This is a genomic window from Salinispira pacifica (genome assembly GCF_000507245.1).
GTDB lineage: Bacteria > Spirochaetota > Spirochaetia > DSM-27196 > Salinispiraceae > Salinispira > Salinispira pacifica.
Map to the genome: position 1 here is coordinate 3,221,881 of NC_023035.1, position 16,852 is coordinate 3,238,732.

General features: G+C 51.6%; 18 protein-coding genes and 1 pseudogene. 11 read left to right on the forward strand and 8 right to left on the reverse strand.

What is annotated here, in order from left to right:
• Nucleotides 1-123 precede the first annotated feature (123 nt).
• Nucleotides 124-579 (forward strand): Fur family transcriptional regulator, encoded by a 456-nt coding sequence (locus tag L21SP2_RS14080; RefSeq protein WP_024269243.1) that lies wholly within the window; start codon nucleotides 124-126, stop codon nucleotides 577-579.
• Between the two features lie 138 nt (nucleotides 580-717).
• Nucleotides 718-1,188 (forward strand): Dps family protein, encoded by a 471-nt coding sequence (locus L21SP2_RS14085; RefSeq protein WP_024269244.1) that lies wholly within the window; start codon nucleotides 718-720, stop codon nucleotides 1,186-1,188.
• Between the two features lie 76 nt (nucleotides 1,189-1,264).
• Here the strand turns inward: L21SP2_RS14085 and L21SP2_RS14090 are convergent, their stop codons facing one another.
• On the reverse strand, nucleotides 1,265-2,911 hold the full coding sequence (locus L21SP2_RS14090; protein WP_081719644.1) for a beta-N-acetylhexosaminidase: 1,647 nt from the start codon (nucleotides 2,909-2,911) through the stop codon (nucleotides 1,265-1,267).
• Nucleotides 2,912-3,046: 135 nt separating this feature from the next.
• Here L21SP2_RS14090 and L21SP2_RS14095 point away from each other — a divergent pair, with 135 nt between their 5' ends.
• Nucleotides 3,047-3,679: a carbonic anhydrase gene (locus L21SP2_RS14095; RefSeq protein ID WP_024269246.1), complete on the forward strand. Its 633-nt coding sequence runs from the start codon at nucleotides 3,047-3,049 to the stop codon at nucleotides 3,677-3,679.
• 85 nt (nucleotides 3,680-3,764) lie between these two features.
• Here L21SP2_RS14095 and gltA read toward each other — a convergent pair.
• The 5 genes and pseudogenes from gltA to L21SP2_RS14120 form a co-directional block, all read right to left on the reverse strand.
• Nucleotides 3,765-5,296: pseudogene (gltA, locus tag L21SP2_RS14100) on the reverse strand (NADPH-dependent glutamate synthase).
• A complete protein-coding gene (locus L21SP2_RS14105) occupies nucleotides 5,293-6,162 on the reverse strand; it encodes a sulfide/dihydroorotate dehydrogenase-like FAD/NAD-binding protein (protein ID WP_024269247.1) in 870 nt (289 codons plus the stop codon). The pseudogene gltA and the gene L21SP2_RS14105 overlap by 4 nt, the downstream one beginning before the upstream one ends.
• Before the next feature lie 192 nt (nucleotides 6,163-6,354).
• A complete protein-coding gene (locus L21SP2_RS14110) occupies nucleotides 6,355-7,155 on the reverse strand; it encodes an ABC transporter permease (protein ID WP_053335713.1) in 801 nt (266 codons plus the stop codon).
• On the reverse strand, nucleotides 7,145-7,969 hold the full coding sequence (locus L21SP2_RS14115) for an ABC transporter ATP-binding protein (protein WP_024269250.1): 825 nt from the start codon (nucleotides 7,967-7,969) through the stop codon (nucleotides 7,145-7,147). Before L21SP2_RS14115 ends, L21SP2_RS14110 begins: the two co-directional genes overlap by 11 nt.
• A 20-nt stretch (nucleotides 7,970-7,989) precedes the next feature.
• Nucleotides 7,990-9,042: an ABC transporter substrate-binding protein gene (locus tag L21SP2_RS14120; RefSeq protein ID WP_024269251.1), complete on the reverse strand. Its 1,053-nt coding sequence runs from the start codon at nucleotides 9,040-9,042 to the stop codon at nucleotides 7,990-7,992.
• Between the two features lie 105 nt (nucleotides 9,043-9,147).
• On the opposite strand from L21SP2_RS14120, the gene L21SP2_RS14125 reads away from it, so the two are divergent.
• Nucleotides 9,148-10,026 (forward strand): hypothetical protein, encoded by an 879-nt coding sequence (locus L21SP2_RS14125; RefSeq protein WP_024269252.1) that lies wholly within the window; start codon nucleotides 9,148-9,150, stop codon nucleotides 10,024-10,026.
• Here the strand turns inward: L21SP2_RS14125 and L21SP2_RS14130 are convergent.
• On the reverse strand, nucleotides 10,017-10,988 hold the full coding sequence (locus L21SP2_RS14130) for an NAD-dependent epimerase/dehydratase family protein (RefSeq protein WP_024269253.1): 972 nt from the start codon (nucleotides 10,986-10,988) through the stop codon (nucleotides 10,017-10,019). The two genes, L21SP2_RS14125 and L21SP2_RS14130, sit on opposite strands and share 10 nt — an antisense overlap.
• Nucleotides 10,989-11,171: 183 nt before the next feature.
• Here L21SP2_RS14130 and L21SP2_RS17590 point away from each other — a divergent pair, with 183 nt between their 5' ends.
• Nucleotides 11,172-11,771 carry a TetR/AcrR family transcriptional regulator gene (locus L21SP2_RS17590; protein ID WP_024269254.1) on the forward strand — a complete coding sequence of 200 codons (600 nt, stop codon included), beginning with the start codon at nucleotides 11,172-11,174 and terminating at the stop codon, nucleotides 11,769-11,771.
• A 111-nt stretch (nucleotides 11,772-11,882) separates the two neighbouring features.
• Here L21SP2_RS17590 and L21SP2_RS14140 read toward each other — a convergent pair whose 3' ends face one another.
• Nucleotides 11,883-13,157 (reverse strand): acetyl-CoA C-acetyltransferase, encoded by a 1,275-nt coding sequence (locus tag L21SP2_RS14140; RefSeq protein ID WP_024269255.1) that lies wholly within the window; start codon nucleotides 13,155-13,157, stop codon nucleotides 11,883-11,885.
• 168 nt (nucleotides 13,158-13,325) lie between these two features.
• On the opposite strand from L21SP2_RS14140, the gene L21SP2_RS14145 reads away from it, so the two are divergent.
• The 6 genes from L21SP2_RS14145 (at nucleotide 13,326) to L21SP2_RS14170 (ending at nucleotide 16,781) form a co-directional block, all read left to right on the forward strand.
• Nucleotides 13,326-13,760, forward strand: a complete 435-nt coding sequence (locus tag L21SP2_RS14145) for a putative signal transducing protein (protein ID WP_169730489.1) — start codon at nucleotides 13,326-13,328, stop codon at nucleotides 13,758-13,760.
• Between the two features lie 57 nt (nucleotides 13,761-13,817).
• Nucleotides 13,818-14,252 carry a DUF2059 domain-containing protein gene (locus tag L21SP2_RS14150; protein WP_024269257.1) on the forward strand — a complete coding sequence of 145 codons (435 nt, stop codon included), beginning with the start codon at nucleotides 13,818-13,820 and terminating at the stop codon, nucleotides 14,250-14,252.
• Between the two features lie 139 nt (nucleotides 14,253-14,391).
• Nucleotides 14,392-14,787: a hypothetical protein gene (locus L21SP2_RS14155; protein ID WP_024269258.1), complete on the forward strand. Its 396-nt coding sequence runs from the start codon at nucleotides 14,392-14,394 to the stop codon at nucleotides 14,785-14,787.
• A 1-nt stretch (nucleotide 14,788) separates the two neighbouring features.
• On the forward strand, nucleotides 14,789-15,331 hold the full coding sequence (locus L21SP2_RS14160; RefSeq protein ID WP_024269259.1) for a DUF1697 domain-containing protein: 543 nt from the start codon (nucleotides 14,789-14,791) through the stop codon (nucleotides 15,329-15,331).
• A 297-nt stretch (nucleotides 15,332-15,628) separates the two neighbouring features.
• Nucleotides 15,629-16,264 (forward strand): NAD(P)-dependent oxidoreductase, encoded by a 636-nt coding sequence (locus L21SP2_RS14165; protein WP_024269261.1) that lies wholly within the window; start codon nucleotides 15,629-15,631, stop codon nucleotides 16,262-16,264.
• A 76-nt stretch (nucleotides 16,265-16,340) separates the two neighbouring features.
• Nucleotides 16,341-16,781 carry a MarR family winged helix-turn-helix transcriptional regulator gene (locus L21SP2_RS14170; RefSeq protein ID WP_169730490.1) on the forward strand — a complete coding sequence of 147 codons (441 nt, stop codon included), beginning with the start codon at nucleotides 16,341-16,343 and terminating at the stop codon, nucleotides 16,779-16,781.
• The last annotated feature ends 71 nt before the right edge of the window (nucleotides 16,782-16,852 follow it).

Genomic DNA, 16,852 nt, shown 5'->3' on the forward strand with positions numbered 1-16,852 from the left:
ACTGTGGAGTAATAGTGTGAACAATCCAGAAGAAAACTGCAAGCGATTTCATACTGTCGGCAAAAGGAAAGGGATACTGCAGAAGTTGTTGCTGATTCCGGCGGAATTTCTTAGGTTATAGCTGTGAGTGAATTAAAAATCGAATCCATAAGTGACGAGCTCCGGAGGCACAATGTAAGCCCCTCGTATCCCCGAAAGCGGATACTGGAGTATCTTATTCAGCGTCACAACCACCCTACGGTAAATACCATATATGATGATCTGATTGATGAGATTCCCAGTCTCTCCAAGACGACAATCTATAATAATTTACGGCTGTTCGTGGAAAAGAAGCTGGTTGAAGAAATTACCATTGAGGGAAACGAAAAACGATACGATCTATACAACCCCGAGTCACATGCCCATTTTCGTTGTATCAGCTGTGGAAAACTGTATGATATCAGGCTGGATTATGCAGATCCATTCAACGAGCTGAAAGATTTTCAGGTTCACAACCTCTCCATACATCTCAACGGAGTTTGCCCGGACTGTATCAATACGGCGTCCGCAGCGGAAACGAATTCCACATCTCGTACTTGACGATAGCCTGCATCATGAGTACATTGATCTTAAGAATTGTAATGATTACAATTTTATAATTATTTCATATTTATTTGTGGACGATGGACTGCAGCTTTAGTATATTTTGCAGTATCAAACCACAAAAAGGAGTTACACATGAGTACCACAATCGGATTGGACAGTAAAAAGCTTGAACCCGTTGCAGCAGGACTGAATCAATATCTAGCGGATCTGGGAGTGCTGTACATCAAGATTCACAACCTTCATTGGAATGTTGAAGGGCCCCAGTTTTTTCAGCTCCATGAAAAACTTGAAGAGTTTTACGATCAGACGGCGGAGCAGCTGGATGATGTGGCTGAACGGATTCTGACCATCGGTTTTCGTCCTGCAGCCAGCCTCAAGGAATACCTGAATGTTGCAAAGATCAAGGAACTTGACTCCAAGCCCTTCGGACGGGATGAAGTTCTGAAAGAAGTGACCCAGGATTTCACCTACATGCTTGCGGAATCCAGAAAGGTTCTCAGTCAGGCTGAAGAAGCTGACGACCAGGGAACCGTTGATCTGATGGCGGGATTTATCTCCGGCTATGAAAAGACACTTTGGATGCTCAGAGCCTTCAATTCCTGAACAGAGGAATCACAGAATTGATCAAAAGGGGACCGGGGGAGACTCCAGTCCCCTTTTGTATTTCAGCTGCTGAGTGTCAGCGCCGCCCCTCTCTTTTCAACTCTTTCAGCGTGCCCAGAAATCTGCTCCATGAGATGGGAACGAAGAACCGGAATAATTGGAAAAAGGCCCGGATTCCACCGGGGCTCGCCTTCCTGACCGGAGTTCCCGAATAACCTATTCGGGCAAGCATCAGCTCAAGTCTTTCCAACCGACGCAGTACATTTTTAAACTTCTCCGGAGATTTTCTTCCCCATGCAGTTTCCGCAAGTGCAAATATCCTTGGAAGAATCATTGCATACAGTCTTTCTTCATTGGGTACATATTCTGTCCACAGCGGAGCTTCTATGCCGATAATCCTCTCTGCATCTTCCGGCTTCATGTTGGGGATTCGGGGAATGTAGGACCATGTCTTGTTAAATGGAGTCATTCCATGGGGGTAATCAAGGTAATAATGCCAGAAATCTGATAATATCACCTTCCTGTCGCCATGGAGAGCCGTATTGCTTAATTGCGCCCCGCCATCTTCCCGCCAAAACTGCATGATCGCCGAATCTTCCATTGCCGGAGAGTAGAAAGCTTCATTCCATGCCACACAGGTTTTCCCGTGTCTGTTCAGTACACGGATCATTGAGTTCATAAAAAAGGCCTGAAGATCCTCTTCATCCTTCAGGGCTTCGCTGCGGATCTTTTCCTGACAACGGGGACATTCCTTCCATCGGGATTTGGGCACTTCATCCCCCCCAAGGTGCACCCGGGGGCCGGGAAACAGGGGAAGAATTTCATCCAGAAGCGTGGAGAAAAATCCGTACACTTCATCTTTTCCTGCACAGGCTACATCTTCAAAAATACCGAAATCTCCAGGCACAGGCCCGTGGACTCCCCGGCAGGACAGCTGTGGAAAGGCTGCCAGAATCGCACTCACATGACCGGGCATATCAAACTCGGGAATAATCTCGATACCTCTCATCCCGGCATAGCGAACCACCTCCCGGATCTCATCATGGGTATAGTATCCGCCGACGGGACGGCTTTTGGAGGCAGTCTTTTCCCTCCGGCTGCTGATAGTGTTCAGTTCCGGGAACGTAAAACTCTCCACCCGCCACCCCTGATCGTCACTGAGGTGCCAATGGAATACATTCATCTTCAGCACAACCATAAGATCGAGAAGCTTCTTAACGGTACTGACATTGAAAAAATGTCGTGATACATCCAGCATCAGCCCTCTGTGGGAAAAAACGGGTGAATCAGAAATTTCCATGGCAGGCAGACCGGCTCCGTTCCCGCCTTCGGAGGCACAGAGCTGCAGCAGTGAGGAAAATGCATAGATCATGCCCGAGTGGCCCCCGGCAGAGATTTCGATTTCGTGCTCCCCGATTTTCAGGCGGTACGAACTGTCCATATGGGTATGAACATCCCTGGAAAAGCCGTCCCGATCAATTTTCAGGCTGATATGCTCCGGGCCCCGGATACCCGGCCCGGGCTGACTACCATCGTGTTTTGGTGATCCTTGAACCAGAGGTACAAAGGGTTCGAAAAGAGGGGCAAACACCGATAATACATCTTCAACTGTCTTCTTCTCTCCATTGAGATACAAGCGGGAGGAAAGATCATGTGAGGACCGGCCATTCGTTGCAACATGTTTAACTGAGGGGAATACTTCGTGTGAATTAGTTTTTTGCATGAACTAATCATATCACTCTCTCATTACGAAGAAAAGGATCATGCCCCGAAGAATGTGAAAATCTGACCCGCCCGGTCCACAGAAGATCCGCCGCCATGATGATCTTGGCCCGGTTTTTCTGTATACTCGCCCCATATGAAAAAAATTTTAAATGGAATTGTTGAATTTCACACTACCGACTATGTTTCCCAAAAAGAACGATACGAATCGCTGAGAGATCATCAGCAGCCAAGATATCTATTTATCACCTGCTCCGACTCCCGGGTGGTTCCCGATCTCATCACCAAGAGCCAGCCCGGAGAACTGTTTATCCTGCGGAATATAGCCAATATCGTGCCTCCATATGAAAAGGCCGAAGAGTACCTTTCCTCCTCATCCGCAATCGAATATGCTGTGGAGGAGCTGAATGTCCGGCATATCATCATATGCGGTCACAGCGACTGCGGAGGCTGCAAACTCATGCTGCCCGGGAAGGCACATACAGGCGATATGGGATTAACCCGGAAATGGCTGGAACTGGCCGGGGATGTAAAAGCGGATATTCACCGCTTCGCCGAAGAACGGCCGGGACTGGATTCCCATGCCCTTTCCTGGCATACGGAACAAAGCAATGTTCTCCAGCAGATGAAGAACCTTCTTACCTACCCTTCAGTGGCAGAAAGGTATAACAGCGGGGAGCTGGGAGTACACGGCTGGCATTATATTATCCAAAGCGGTGATATTTACCAGTATAACCAGGAATCCCGGCGGTTTGAGCTGCGGAATTAAGATGATCTGACATGCTCCGGGATTGGCTGGAGAATGAGGAAGCGTGGTGTAATGACGGGGATGGTCTCTTGATTATCCCCCTGTTCTAATTCCATCGTCCTTCCTTCAAATCCTTGTCTATGGCTGCGGCTGCACGCCGTCCCTCACCCATGGCAAGAATTACCGTTGCAGCACCAAGCACTATGTCGCCGCCGGCATACACTCTGTCCATACGGCTTCGGTTTTCATCATCAACTGTGATATTTCCCCATTTATTGGTCTCAAGGTCTTTGGTTGTCTGTCGAATCAGAGGATTGCTCACATTCCCCAGAGCAGGGATCACCGTATCCATTTCCAGTTCGAATTCGCTCCCTTCAACGGGGATAGGACGGCGACGTCCCGAATCGTCGGGTTCGCCCAGTTCATATTTCTGAACCTCAATGGCCCGTACCTTTCCCTCATCATCTCCCAGTATTTGTGTGGGATTATGCAGGAAATGGAAGCGGATCCCCTCTTCAATGGCATGCTCCACCTCTTCTGCCCGGGCAGGCATTTCATTTCTGGTGCGGCGGTAAATAACATTCACTTTTTTGGCACCCAGACGCAATGCCATACGGGCGGCGTCCATGGCCACATTTCCGCCTCCCAGTACGGCGACTTTTTCGCTTGGGTAGATGGGGGTATCAACGTGATCCTTATCGTAAGCCTTCATAAGATTGCTGCGGGTGAGATATTCGTTTGCCGAGAACACACCCACAAGGTTTTCACCGGGAATGTTCATAAATTTCGGCAGACCGGCACCGCTTCCGATGAATACCGCGTCAAAGCCGTCCACGGCGATAAGGTCTTCAACAGTTCTGGTCCGTCCAATGAGAAAGTTGAGGTGAAATTTCACCCCCATGGCTTCAAGGGTTGCAACTTCCTTCTCAACGATCTTCTTGGGCAGACGGAATTCCGGGATTCCGTAAATCATTACCCCGCCGGGTTTATGAAAGGCTTCAAATATCTCAACCTGATGTCCGGCTTTCCGTAAATCAGCAGCGGCCGTCAGACCCGCAGGGCCCGAGCCAACCACAGCCACTTTGAATCCGCTGTCAGGGGCAATTTCGGGGATGCTTACCGAATCATTTTCCCTTTCCCAGTCTGACACAAAGCGTTCGATCCGGCCGATGGCCACAGATTTCATAGGATCTTTCAGGCTTTTCCCCACAGTGCAGTATTCCATGCACTGGCTTTCCTGGGGGCAGACCCGGCCGCAGATCGCCGGAAGAAGGCTGCTCTCTTTTATGACATTTACCGATTCCTGATACTCACCGTCCAGCGCTTTCTGGATAAACGCGGGGATATCGATAGATACAGGACAGCCCTTTATACAGGGTGCGGTCTTGCACTGCAGACAGCGCAGGCTCTCCACCCGGACCTGTTCATCCGTATACCCCAGCGCAACTTCCTGCTGATTGCCCCCCGCTCAACAGGGTCCTGGGCGGGCATATCCTGCTGAGGGATCGCTATTCTGTCTTTAACCTTCAATTCACCCTGGCGATCCTTGTAGTCATTCCAGAGGGCAACCGCTTCGGCTGCCAGGGTTTGGGCTGTTTTATGTGTGTCCTGTGTTTGGCCTGTTTTGGTATCGCTCATTGTGCAGCCTCCGCTTTTGATCTTCCTTCTGTGCCGCCGTTAAGGCCGACTTTGCATTTGTGGGCGGCCTTCTGTTCCTGTGCTTTATAGGATTTCTGACGGAGCATCATGTTGTCAAAGTCCACCAGATGGGCATCAAACTCGGGTCCGTCAACACAGACAAACTTCGTTTCCCCTCCCACGCTCACCCGGCAGCCTCCGCACATACCTGTGCCATCAACCATGATGGTGTTCAGGCTTACCTGGGTGTGAACTCCGAAAGGTCTGGTGGTTTCTGCACAGAATTTCATCATTATGGGCGGACCGATGGCTACAACCTCATCCACATCTCCGCCTTCACAGAGCTCTTTCAGGGGTTCTGTTACCAGGGCTTTTCGGCCATAGCTGCCGTCGTCGGTGCATACAATGAGCTCATCACTGTAGGCTTTCATTTCGTCTTCAAGAATGAGCAGATCTTTATTCCGGGCTCCCATGATGGTAATCACCCTGTTGCCTGCCCGTTTATTGGCCTGAACAATAGGATGAAGGGGAGCTACACCGATCCCGCCCCCGACGCACACAACGGTGCCCTTTTTCTCTATTTCAGTGGGAGTTCCAAGGGGACCGAGAACATTTTCAATATGCTCCCCTTCATTCATTGCCGCCAGGTTGAGGGTGGTTTTACCCACCGCCTGGAAAATTATGGTGATGGTTCCCGCATCTTCATCCGCATCTGCTATTGTAAGCGGAATCCGTTCACCGAAGTTGCTGTCCAGCTGAATTATGAGGAACTGCCCGGCCTTTCTTGCCCGGGCAATATAGGGTGCCTCAAATATCATTTTGAACACATCATCTGAAAGCTGTTCCTTGCTGATAATTTTATTCATTTGTACTTCCTAATAAGCTGCGTCAATGGCACATGTATGGAGAACGGGAATCGCTGTTTCCCCTTCCTATGAAAAGACTCTCGATTATACTGGCAGGAAGGAAATCACTTTTCCTGCTTCAGTTCAATATTCAGTCAACTATTAACCTGAACATCTGTCAAGAAATGGCGATACAGAATAATGCCCGTTGGATTACTCAGACGTATACCAGGGAATAACAACGCGTTGGAGACCGTCCAGAAGGAGCAGAATCAGCGAGGAAAGCAGTCCCAGGGCGAGTATTCCTGCGAACATCCGGGGATAGCTAATCATCACCCAATTATTCATGATGAAGTAGCCCAGTCCGTATTGGGTTGCATAGTTTTCAGCCAGGAAAAGGACTGCCATCCCGATACCCACGGTTATCCGCAATGCACTGAATACCCGGGGCAGAGTGCTCGGCAAATAGAGGGTGGTGAAGCGCTGAAAGGCTGACAGCTGGAGAACCCGGGCTGCCCGGTGAAGTTCAACCGGGATACTCTTCACCCCGTCCCGTGAGGCAATCGCCAGCTGGAAAACTATCACCGAGAACAGAAGAATGATTTTTGAGTTGTTGCCCAGACCGAACAAAATCATGAAGAGAGGAAGAAAGGCAATCTTCGGAACCGGGTACAGAACATAGAGAAGAGGGGAAATCACCCGGTTCCCGCTTCTGCTGACACCGGCCCAGATTCCAAGAGGAAGTGCAGCCATCAGTCCAAGCACCATTGCGCTCAATAGCCGGATCAAGGTTGCAGCGGCATGTCGCAGAAGTACCCCTTCCCCCAACAGCCGAAGAAAAACCCGGAGAGTACTCAATGGGGAGGGCACCAGCTCGGTTCCCAGCAGCAGGCTTCCGCCCTGCCACAGCAGGGCAACAAGAATTAAACCGCTGGCAGCCATTGCAGCGGATCCGGTGAGAGGCTTTGGGGATCTCTTTTCCCCCGGGGGAGCCTTCCCTGGTTCATTCCTCATGATTCCGCTCCGACCTTTGGTTCAGTATGCTGTATTCTTCTTTCCGTTCCGTTGCCGCCGCATCCAGAGCAGGGGCGGCCTCATCCAGCACCCTTCGAAGTTCCAGCACCCGGGCATAGAATTCCTGTCGGGTCCTGGCTCCGCTGTCTGGAAACATAGAATTTTCGACCATGGCATGAACGCGCCCCTGCCCCATCACCATAATTCTCGGAGATAAAAACAGTGCCTCTTCAATATTATGCGTAATGTAAATGGCCGTCAGCCGGCGCTCCTGCTGCAGTTCCAGCAGTAAATCCTGCAAACGTTCCCTGGTAAATGCATCCAGAGCCGCGCAGGGCTCATCCAGGATCAGAATATCTGCGCCGCTCATCAGGGCCCGGGCGATGGAGACTCTCTGCCGCTCTCCTCCGGATAACTGAGCGGGATAGCGGTCCATGCATTGGGAGATACCCATCTTCCGGCTTAAGTCATTCGCCTGGGCTTTGAACTGATCCTGTCGGCCTTCCCCGCCCCGCCGCCGGTGCCCTCCGGCACCCAGCTCAATATTTTTTCTTGCGCTGAGCCATGGGAACAAAGCATCTTTCTGCTGAACCAGAGAAATCCGGTGACCAGTCGGGATTGTACATTTCCCGCTTTGGGCTTCCAGTAATCCGGCGATCAGGTGGGCAAGGGTGGTTTTGCCGCAGCCTGATGAACCGATTACCGAAAGGCTCGACCCTTCAGGTACTGAAAAGGAAACAGAAGATATACCTCCGCCTCCAGTATAGCGCATGGTCAGTTTTTCAAGATGTATGACTCCGGTAGCTGTGCTCATTGTATCCGTCGCAGCTGCCCTCACTTGCGCTGAATAAATCGCCCGTCGGTGAGCTGAGAGGGCTCGATTTCCAATTCTCTGCCTACGGCGTTTTCCGTCCAGCTGATGACCTTTTGCAGGTACGCAGGGTCCGGCAGTCTGGGCTGATGATACTCGGGTAAATCGATGCTGTTGCCAAGGTCGTCCGGCAGGTTGGGAATATGTTTCATGATTGCATCTCTGGCAAGGGAGGGATCCGAGGAAATATCTTCCACAGCCCGGGCGTAGCCGCGATGAAATGCAAAGATCGCTTCCTCTTTGGCTGAGATTGCCTCGCGTGTAAACACCATTACATCGGGGCTGAATCCGTCCACCGGTTCGAAAATCAGCTTGTCCAGCCCCCGGGAGGCCCCAACGCTTGCAATTGGCTCGGGGAAAACGCCCATATCAAGCTGACCCGAAGCAAGCGCCTCAAGGCGTGCAGGAATTGCGTTGATGTAGGTCTTTTCCAGGATGTAATCCGACGCCAGCCAGTTATCTGCCAGGAAATTGGTGACGCTCACCTCCATGAGACCGATCTTCACCCGTTCCTGCTCCGATGCACCGGGGCGGCTCAGTACGGGAAACATTCCGTCGGTAAGCATGGTGGCGTACAGCTCAAAGCCGCCGGCGGCGTTCACTGTCACAGCCACAAGATCGGTCATGGAACCGTCAATCTGGCCTGTCTGCAAAGCGGACTGACGATCCTGGGCGTTGGTGAAAAGTGTGAACTCCACATCTATGCCCTCATCATCGAAATATCCCGCATCCTGGGCGTGAAACATGGGTGCGGTATCTACGGCGGGCATCAGTCCGATATCAAGGCGGACAGGTGCGGCACTTATGCTGGGAACACTTTCACCGCTTTTTTCCTGGGCATTGGACCCGGAATTGCCGGTGCCTGCAGCTTCTGCTGACGTTGAACTGCCGCCGCCCCCGCATGCGGCCAAAATCAGCAGTGCAGCCGTCAAAACGACAAAAAGACTTCCCCGAAGAGCGGGAGAGCCGACCTTCCCCCGAAACATTATGGGTGTATTGATACGGTTTTTTCTCATACCGCCACATTAGCACGGCAGCCTGTTCTGAACAATTGGACTTGACCTTATTGTCATTATATGGAATTATTTGAGTAATAATATTTTTTAGAATAAGGATAGACATTGAATCCTTCGACGTCCCGGATTACCACTTCCAGCCCCCTGGCGGTTATCGGACAGAGCTTTGAAATCTATTTTTCAAATTTCGCAGCGTTGATGAAGCTTGTAGGGGCAACTCTTACCATCCCCCTTCTCTATGGAATCTTTGTTATTTCGCTGACGTTCACCTCTGGGGATTCCCCTCTCCCGGTACTTCCGGAACAATGGCGCATAGCTTTGTATCTTGGGGGAATTGCTCTCTTTTTTACCCTGTACGCAGCATACCACATCGCAGTGGTATCCTGGGTTCGCAACCTGATCCTGTTTAACGGAGAAACCCCGCCGATACATTTCACCGTGGAATACAAAGCAATAGCCGGAAAATACATCGGCGCACAGCTCCTTGTGAGGTTCTTTATAAACCTGGCCACCAGGCCCCTGGAGATGATCATCGAATCGGGAGCACCTGATGCAATGGCATATTTCACCGACCCGGTTACCGTATTTCTGGTGCTGATAAACACTGCCGTCGAACTGTATGTGTGGTCCGGACTGTTGTTCACCCTGATTTTGGTGATTATCCAGGGAAACGGCGTGTGGAACTCAATAAAACGAAGCTGGGGCATCAGCCGCGGCAAGCGGCTGATGATCATTGCAGTATTTGCGGTAATAGCAGTGATGATCCTTATGGTGGGACTGATCATCGGAATCTGCGTTCTGCTGTATCTGCCGGGCAACAGCCTGGCTGAGGGCGCATTTTCTTCCCAGTTTCGAACCGCCGCCGGATTCGGCATGACAGCCATGCTTCTGGTTCTGACTTTTTTCAGTCCGGTTCCGATCATCTCCGCGGTGTTGCTCTATCTCGGGAATACTGAACTCGGCACTCACAGCCTTCAGCCCTGAGTTTTCAGGGCTTCATACCACTCGATGGTTTCCGTAACCGCCTTCCGGGGTTCGGTAAGCACAAAATCGAATTGTTGTTCAAAATGTCGCCCCGAAACTTCATAAGGTTCTTCTTTCTGATACAGCATTTCCAACAACTCCCTCATTACCGGGTCGGCCAGCCCCATCAGCCTGATGATCCAGGTCGGCAAGCGGCGGAGCTTCCCGCTCTTTCCACTCATATCCATAAACAGTTCAGCCACATTTCTGCTTGTCATGCCTGAGGTACCCCCGATTATCCACGACTGACCCAAAGCCTCCGGTTCGTGGGCTGCTCTGGCCAGCGCTCTCCCAAAATCTCCCACATAGCTGTAGCAGTGGGGGATGTCAGGGTTTCCGGGCATCAGCATGGTTTTTCCCGTATACAGGGGATCCAGAAAATACGTTGGCCCGAACAGTGACTGATCGCTGCTCCCCGGACCGTAAAAATCGGATGCACGGATACTCGTCCATTGCAGGCCCTTCTCCCTGCCCGCAGCCAGCAACGCTTCGTGGAGTTCCAGCCTGATGCGGCCCTTCCTGCTGGGAGGGTTTACCGGCGTTTCCAGATCAATGAGATCCACTCCCCGGGCATACATGTACAGATTTTCCGATACAGCCAGCACCGCATCATTCTCCAGGGCCGCCTCGATCAGGTTGGTCTGCACCGGGGGCAGCACCTCAGCCCATTGGTGATACAGGGGGTTCACGCAATGATAGATGGTTCCGGCCCCCCGGGAAGCTTCGAGAACCTGGCTTCGGTCACGGGCATCGGCCTTTCTCAGTTCGTACAAGTGGGGGTCAAACTCGGCGAGAACAGATCTGCGCAGTTCGTTCAATGTGCCGCTGCGGTTCACCAGTCTGACCGGGTATCCCCGGCGGATCAGGTTCGCCGCGGTGTGAAGGCCTACCGGCCCGGTTCCGAAAATCACCTCTGTCTTCATACTTTGCTCCTTTGAAAATCTGTCTGGATAGATGCACCGGGGAACCATGCAATAAGCCTGCAACCCAGCATTGTTGGCACCGCCAACACTACAAATCTACGTGATATTGTTGGCACTGTCAATATTGTTGGCGTCATTAACATTAATTATTGCAGATTTTCCCTGTTAAGGATAAAATGAGCCATGTCGGAAAAGAACTCCTATCATCACGGCAATCTTCGTGAATCTCTCATTTCAATCGCCCTGGAAGAGCTGGAAAAAACCGGGCTGGATGAACTCAGTCTTCGCGCCCTTGCCGACCGACTGGGGGTATCCAAGACAGCGCCGTACAGACACTTCGCCACCAAGCGGGAGCTTTTGGCATCTCTGGCCGCTGAAGGGTATGAACTCTTTGCGAATATGCTGGAAGAACGGGAAGAGGAAGTGCTGGCCCTGGAGGGGAATGATCGGGTGAGGAGAATGTATGAGTTGTACGGAGAGTTTGCACGAACCCGTCCGGAACTCTACCGGCTGATGTTTTCTCGGCTGGGGAATAGTCTTCACTCAGAGCGCTGCCGGACAAATGCAGAGCGGGCATTTGCTTCCCTCATACGCATGAGCGTTTCTCTTCTCAGACCCCCCGACCAGGACCCCCGACCTGCGGCGCTCTCTCTCTTCGCCTCAATGCACGGATGGGCAACCCTGCTTATGGACGATCTGATTCCCCCGGATACGGGCGTGGACTGGTCCAATTGGCAGAACTTTGTCCAAACCCTGAATATCAACACCACAAAGAGCTCCTGAGCAACAGCCCGATGCCCACCCCGTCATTCCCGGCCCCGAAAAACCGGAGAGGCCCGAAAAACCGGAGAGGCCGGAACGGAGGTGGTGCGGAGGTGCGGCGGCGGCAGCATGCTATTCGGGACTTTCAAGAATGGCGGTAACGCCCATGCCTCCGGCGGTACAAATGCTTATGAGCCCCCGTTTTCCCTTCTCTTGGCTGAGGAGTTTCCCCAGGGTTGCGGTAATCCGAGCGCCGGTTGCGGCATACGGATGCCCCAATGCGATACTTGAACCGTGAACGTTCAGTTTACTCCGGTCAATGCTTCCCAGAGGCTTGTCCAGACCCAGTTTTTCCCGGCAGTACTCTTCACTTTCCCAGGCATTAAGGGTGGCGAGCACCTGTGCGGCAAAAGCCTCATGAATTTCATAGAAGTCAAAATCCTGAAGCTTCATGTTGTTTCGTTGAAGCATTTCGCTCACCGCATATGTTGGTGCAATCAGCAACCCTTCCCCGTTTACAAAATCAACCGCTGCAGTCTGGGCGTCCACAATTTTCGCCAGGATGGGCCAGCCCCGTTTTTTGGCTTCCTCTTCACTGGCTAACAGCACCGCTGCAGAACCGTCGCTCAGGGGAGATGAGTTGGCGGCGGTGAGTGTTCCGTTCTCCCGGTCAAACGCCGGCCTGAGGGAGGAGATTTTTTCAACACTGGTTTTGGGACGGAGGAAGGTATCCCGGTCGAGCCCCTGGAAAGGAATTACCAGGTCATCGAAAAAATTGTCTTCATACGCCTTCGCCGCCTTATGATGACTCTCAACCGCAAGCGTATCCTGGTCCTCCCGGCTGAGCTTCCAGTCTTTGGCCATCATTTCCGCATGATCGCCCATGCGCTTGCCGGTACGCCGCTCTACAACCGCAGGAATGCGGGGCTTCAGCATACCCAGACGGAATTTCAAGGCCTGTGTGAACCGCTTCCACCCGCCTTTGGCAGCATTCAGCCGCATAAGATAGTGTGTAAACCTTCGGGTGAACTCAACGGGGATATCGCTGTTGGTATCCACACCGCCAGCAATCCCCACTTCAATCTGGCCCAGCGCAATCTTGTTCGCTACGGCAATCACACCCTCGAGACTGGTGCCGCAGGCCTGCCGTACATCGTAGGCCGGGGTGTGGGGATCCAGACCGCTGTCCAGGGCTGCTTCCCGGGCAATGGCAATCTCATCGCTGTGGCCGATTACCGCACCCATAACCACTTCACCAATCCGCTCACCTTTCAGATCATACCGCTCCACCAGTGCTTTCAGGGGGGGAACTGCAAGCTCATGGTTTGTTTTCCCGAAATAATCGGTAAATGACCTGCTGAAGGGAATTCTTGCCCCTCCGACGATAACAACGTTTCTTGATTTCACACTTCACTCCTTATGTAATAAAAATGCAGAGTCCCGATAGAACCGAGACCCTCCGGGCCAAAATTATTGAATGACCGTTCAATAGACAAGTGATTTTATCAGGTATTTCTTTACTTGACGACCTTTTTTTTGAAAGACGATACTGAAGGTATGGAGGCCGAAAAAATTATGAAGACTGTTTGTGCTTTTGAAACACGGGATCATTTTACGGCACTCAGCGCCAAAGAACTTCTTGAATCCAACGGGATTCAATGTTTAATTCCCAACATGTTTCACGGCGGCCTTCAGCCTCACCTAAGTCTTTCGGCAGTCAGCTACCGCGTTCTTGTGGACCCGGAAGATCTGGAAGTCGCCAGGGATCTGATTCAGGGTTTTTCGGTGAAGATGCAGGATGAGCATCCCGAATGGTCGGAGTCCGAACAGCTGCACCGGCTGGTCTACCACTGTCCCGAATGCAAAAGCACAGATATTTCAGAATCTCCGGCCATTCGCGGCTTTTCGGATCTGATGAAGCTCATAATCCGTATGTCCCCTGAATCCAGCAAATACCTCAAACTCCGCTGCCGCAGCTGCGGCTTCAGCTGGGAGATCATGAGAACATAGCGCTGCTGTCCCTCCGGGAGACTTGACCCGGCAGGTTCATCAGGCAATACTGGTCTAATGAAACGTATTACAGCTATTGTGTTTTTTCTGATATTGGCGTTCTCCCTCTCCGGCCAGAGCAAGGCGGACGATATCCAAACCCTTCTGGAGCTCACAAATTCTGCGGATCTGAGTCGTCAGGTAATTGAAATGCTCATTCCTCAGTATCAGTCAATGGTTCCGGATGTTCCCGGTGAATACTGGCAGGGTCTCATAGACGAATTCAACGGGGACGAGCTGATGGGGCTTATTATCCCCATATACGACAGAAATTTCACCCACGATGAAATCAAGGATCTGATTGCCTTTTACGAGAGCCCCACCGGACGGCGTTTTATTGAGCTACAGCCGAAAATTATGCAGGAGTCCATGGAAGCGGGACAGAAATGGGGTATGGAGCTGGCTCAGCGGATTCAGCAGCGATTGGTTGACGACGGGCATTTAAGCCTCTGAGGCCGTCAACCGGCACATTCCGGGATCCGCCCCACCCGTATCACCGTGAAAATGCCGTCCTGTACGGTATATTTCAGGACGGTATCCCCCGGGAATTCCCGCACATACCCATCTATGAGTCAGAAAAGAGGGAGGAAGCATGACCATCCAGAACCCAAGAACTCTACGGGCTGCAGGCGCATCTCTCGGCCCGCTTGTAATCGCCCTGGGCCCGATGTTTCAGGACGGACGGGAGATCTGGTACGGATTTGTTCTGCTGATTATCACTCTGTTTGTGTTTCTCATATTCCAGCGAATCCAGCCCAAATACCTTTTCCGATCAACCGACCAGGGCATTATTGTTACCGGGGGAAAAACCGGGCTGTATGATCCGGATTATGTTCCCTACTCCGACATCAATGACGTGGAATACAATTCAGGACTGATTATCATCAAACGGAAGCTTCACCCGCCCATCGAACTGCGCATACCGGGAAAACACCGGCAGGCTGTTGTGGATGAAATTCGCTCAGGTATCAGCGGCACAGGGGAATAACATGCAGTGGGTTGCATTACTCAGGGGAATCAATGTCGGCGGGCGGAACAAAGTTCCCATGAAAGAGCTGCGGCACAGTCTTGAGAAAGAAGGTTTCAGCCGGGTGAAAAGCTATATTGCTTCGGGAAATATTATTCTGAACTCATCCAGCCATACCGGCCGGGAGTTGACCGGGACAATCGAAACCATTCTGCAAAGGGATTTTTCTGTTGATACAAGGGTGTTGATCCTCCGGGGATCGAAGTTTCAGCAGATTGCCGAAGCAATACCCGGAGATTGGGAGAACGATAAGGAACAGAAAAGCGATGTTTTGTTCCTGTTTCCCGAAGACGACTCCCGGGATATTCTCAGCCGGGTTCCACCCCGGGAGGGCATAGATACGGCTCATTATGTTCCCGGCGCCCTCCTATGGAATGTTTTACGCCGTAATCAGGGAAAAACAGGCCTCCAGAAAATTACTAGCACAGATATCTATAAAAGCCTCACGATCCGGAACGTCAATACCGTCAGAAAAATATCTTCAATGCTGAACCAGGACTCCTGAGCTTCAGGGGTGCCATAGATACCTCCAAGGTGTAAAAGCTGCATGTATTCATTGAACAGTGCACCGAAGAGTGTGGAATCTGGACCTGGTAGTTACTGATTGGGCAAAACTCACATTTCCCGCCATCAGTACCGGTCTGAAAAGCGGCATTTTTTCATTTATATAGCTGTATTCTTCCCATTCTGCGTCCATTCCACACTCTTTGGGGCACTCTTTGCACTATATATCCCTTGCCTTCCGGATCAAAACTGTTTACCTTCTATATATAGTTGCGCACGCAATTTTAAGGAGGACAACATGACACTTACCATATTCGGATCAACCGGAAAAACCGGACAATATCTGGTAAAAATGGCACTTGAAGCCGGGTACAGGGTACGAGCCTTTGCACGGACTCCGGAAAAGATGGAAATTCGCCACGACAATCTCCAGGTGGTGGCAGGTAATGCTCTGGAGTATTCTTCGGTACGTGAGGCAGTGAAGGGCAGCGATGCAGTGTTCAGTTTAATCGGCGTCACCCCCGGGAGTGAGCAGAACAGTTTTCTCATGGCTATGCAGAACATTGTGGCCGGGATGAGGGAAGAGGGCGTTTCACGACTGATAATGTCTGCAGGGGCAGGGGTGGGAGATCCCAACGATCGCCCCGATTTTATGGGCAGGCTGATGGGAGGGCTCATACGGCTCATTGCACCGAAAGCATACCATGACGGACTGGAGACCGCATCCTACATCAGAAGCTGTACGGACATTCAATGGTCCATGATCCGGGTTCCCATGCTCAGCGATAAAGCTCCCCGGCAGCCGCAGATCCGGCAGGGATTTCTGGGAGTAAATACCGGACATTCCCTGTACCGAAAAGATATGGCTGATGTGATGCTCAGAGAACTCAAGGAGGGAAAACACATTCACCAGGCTCCGGTTTACTCCAACTGACAGCTCGGCGGCACAGACGATCCGGTGTGTCTCATGCTATAGTTTGAAGATGAGCGGATTGGAACGGGATTACCCCATGCATGCAAAAATACCGGAAGACAGCAAAGGAAGCTTCGGATTGTGGATTTCCATTATCAACCGAAGTGCCCAAAGTTATTTTTACCATAAACTCGAGCCCTTCGGACTGGGTACCGGCCAGCAGGCATATCTGCTGGCCCTGCTGCCCGGCGAAGAGATTGTCCAGGATCAGCTGGCCCAGCGTCTCCAGATAGACCGGGCAAATGTGACACGGGCCTTGGGGTCGCTGATCAAATCCGGATATGTACAACGGCGAATATCACCGGAAGACCGCCGGGCACGCCTGGTATCCCTTACCGAAAAGGGTACTGAGGTGCGCCGGGAAGTGGAGGGCATTGCGTCCCAATGGATCGAAACATTGCAAAAGGCAGTATCTGCCGATGAATGGAACCAGAGCGAACAGACCCTTCGGAAAATTGCCCTGAGCCTTCATGAGTAAACCTTCCCGAAGTCTACGATACGGGCGTAAAGCCCCGCTATAGCGCATAAAAAAAGGCTGCCCGAAATCGG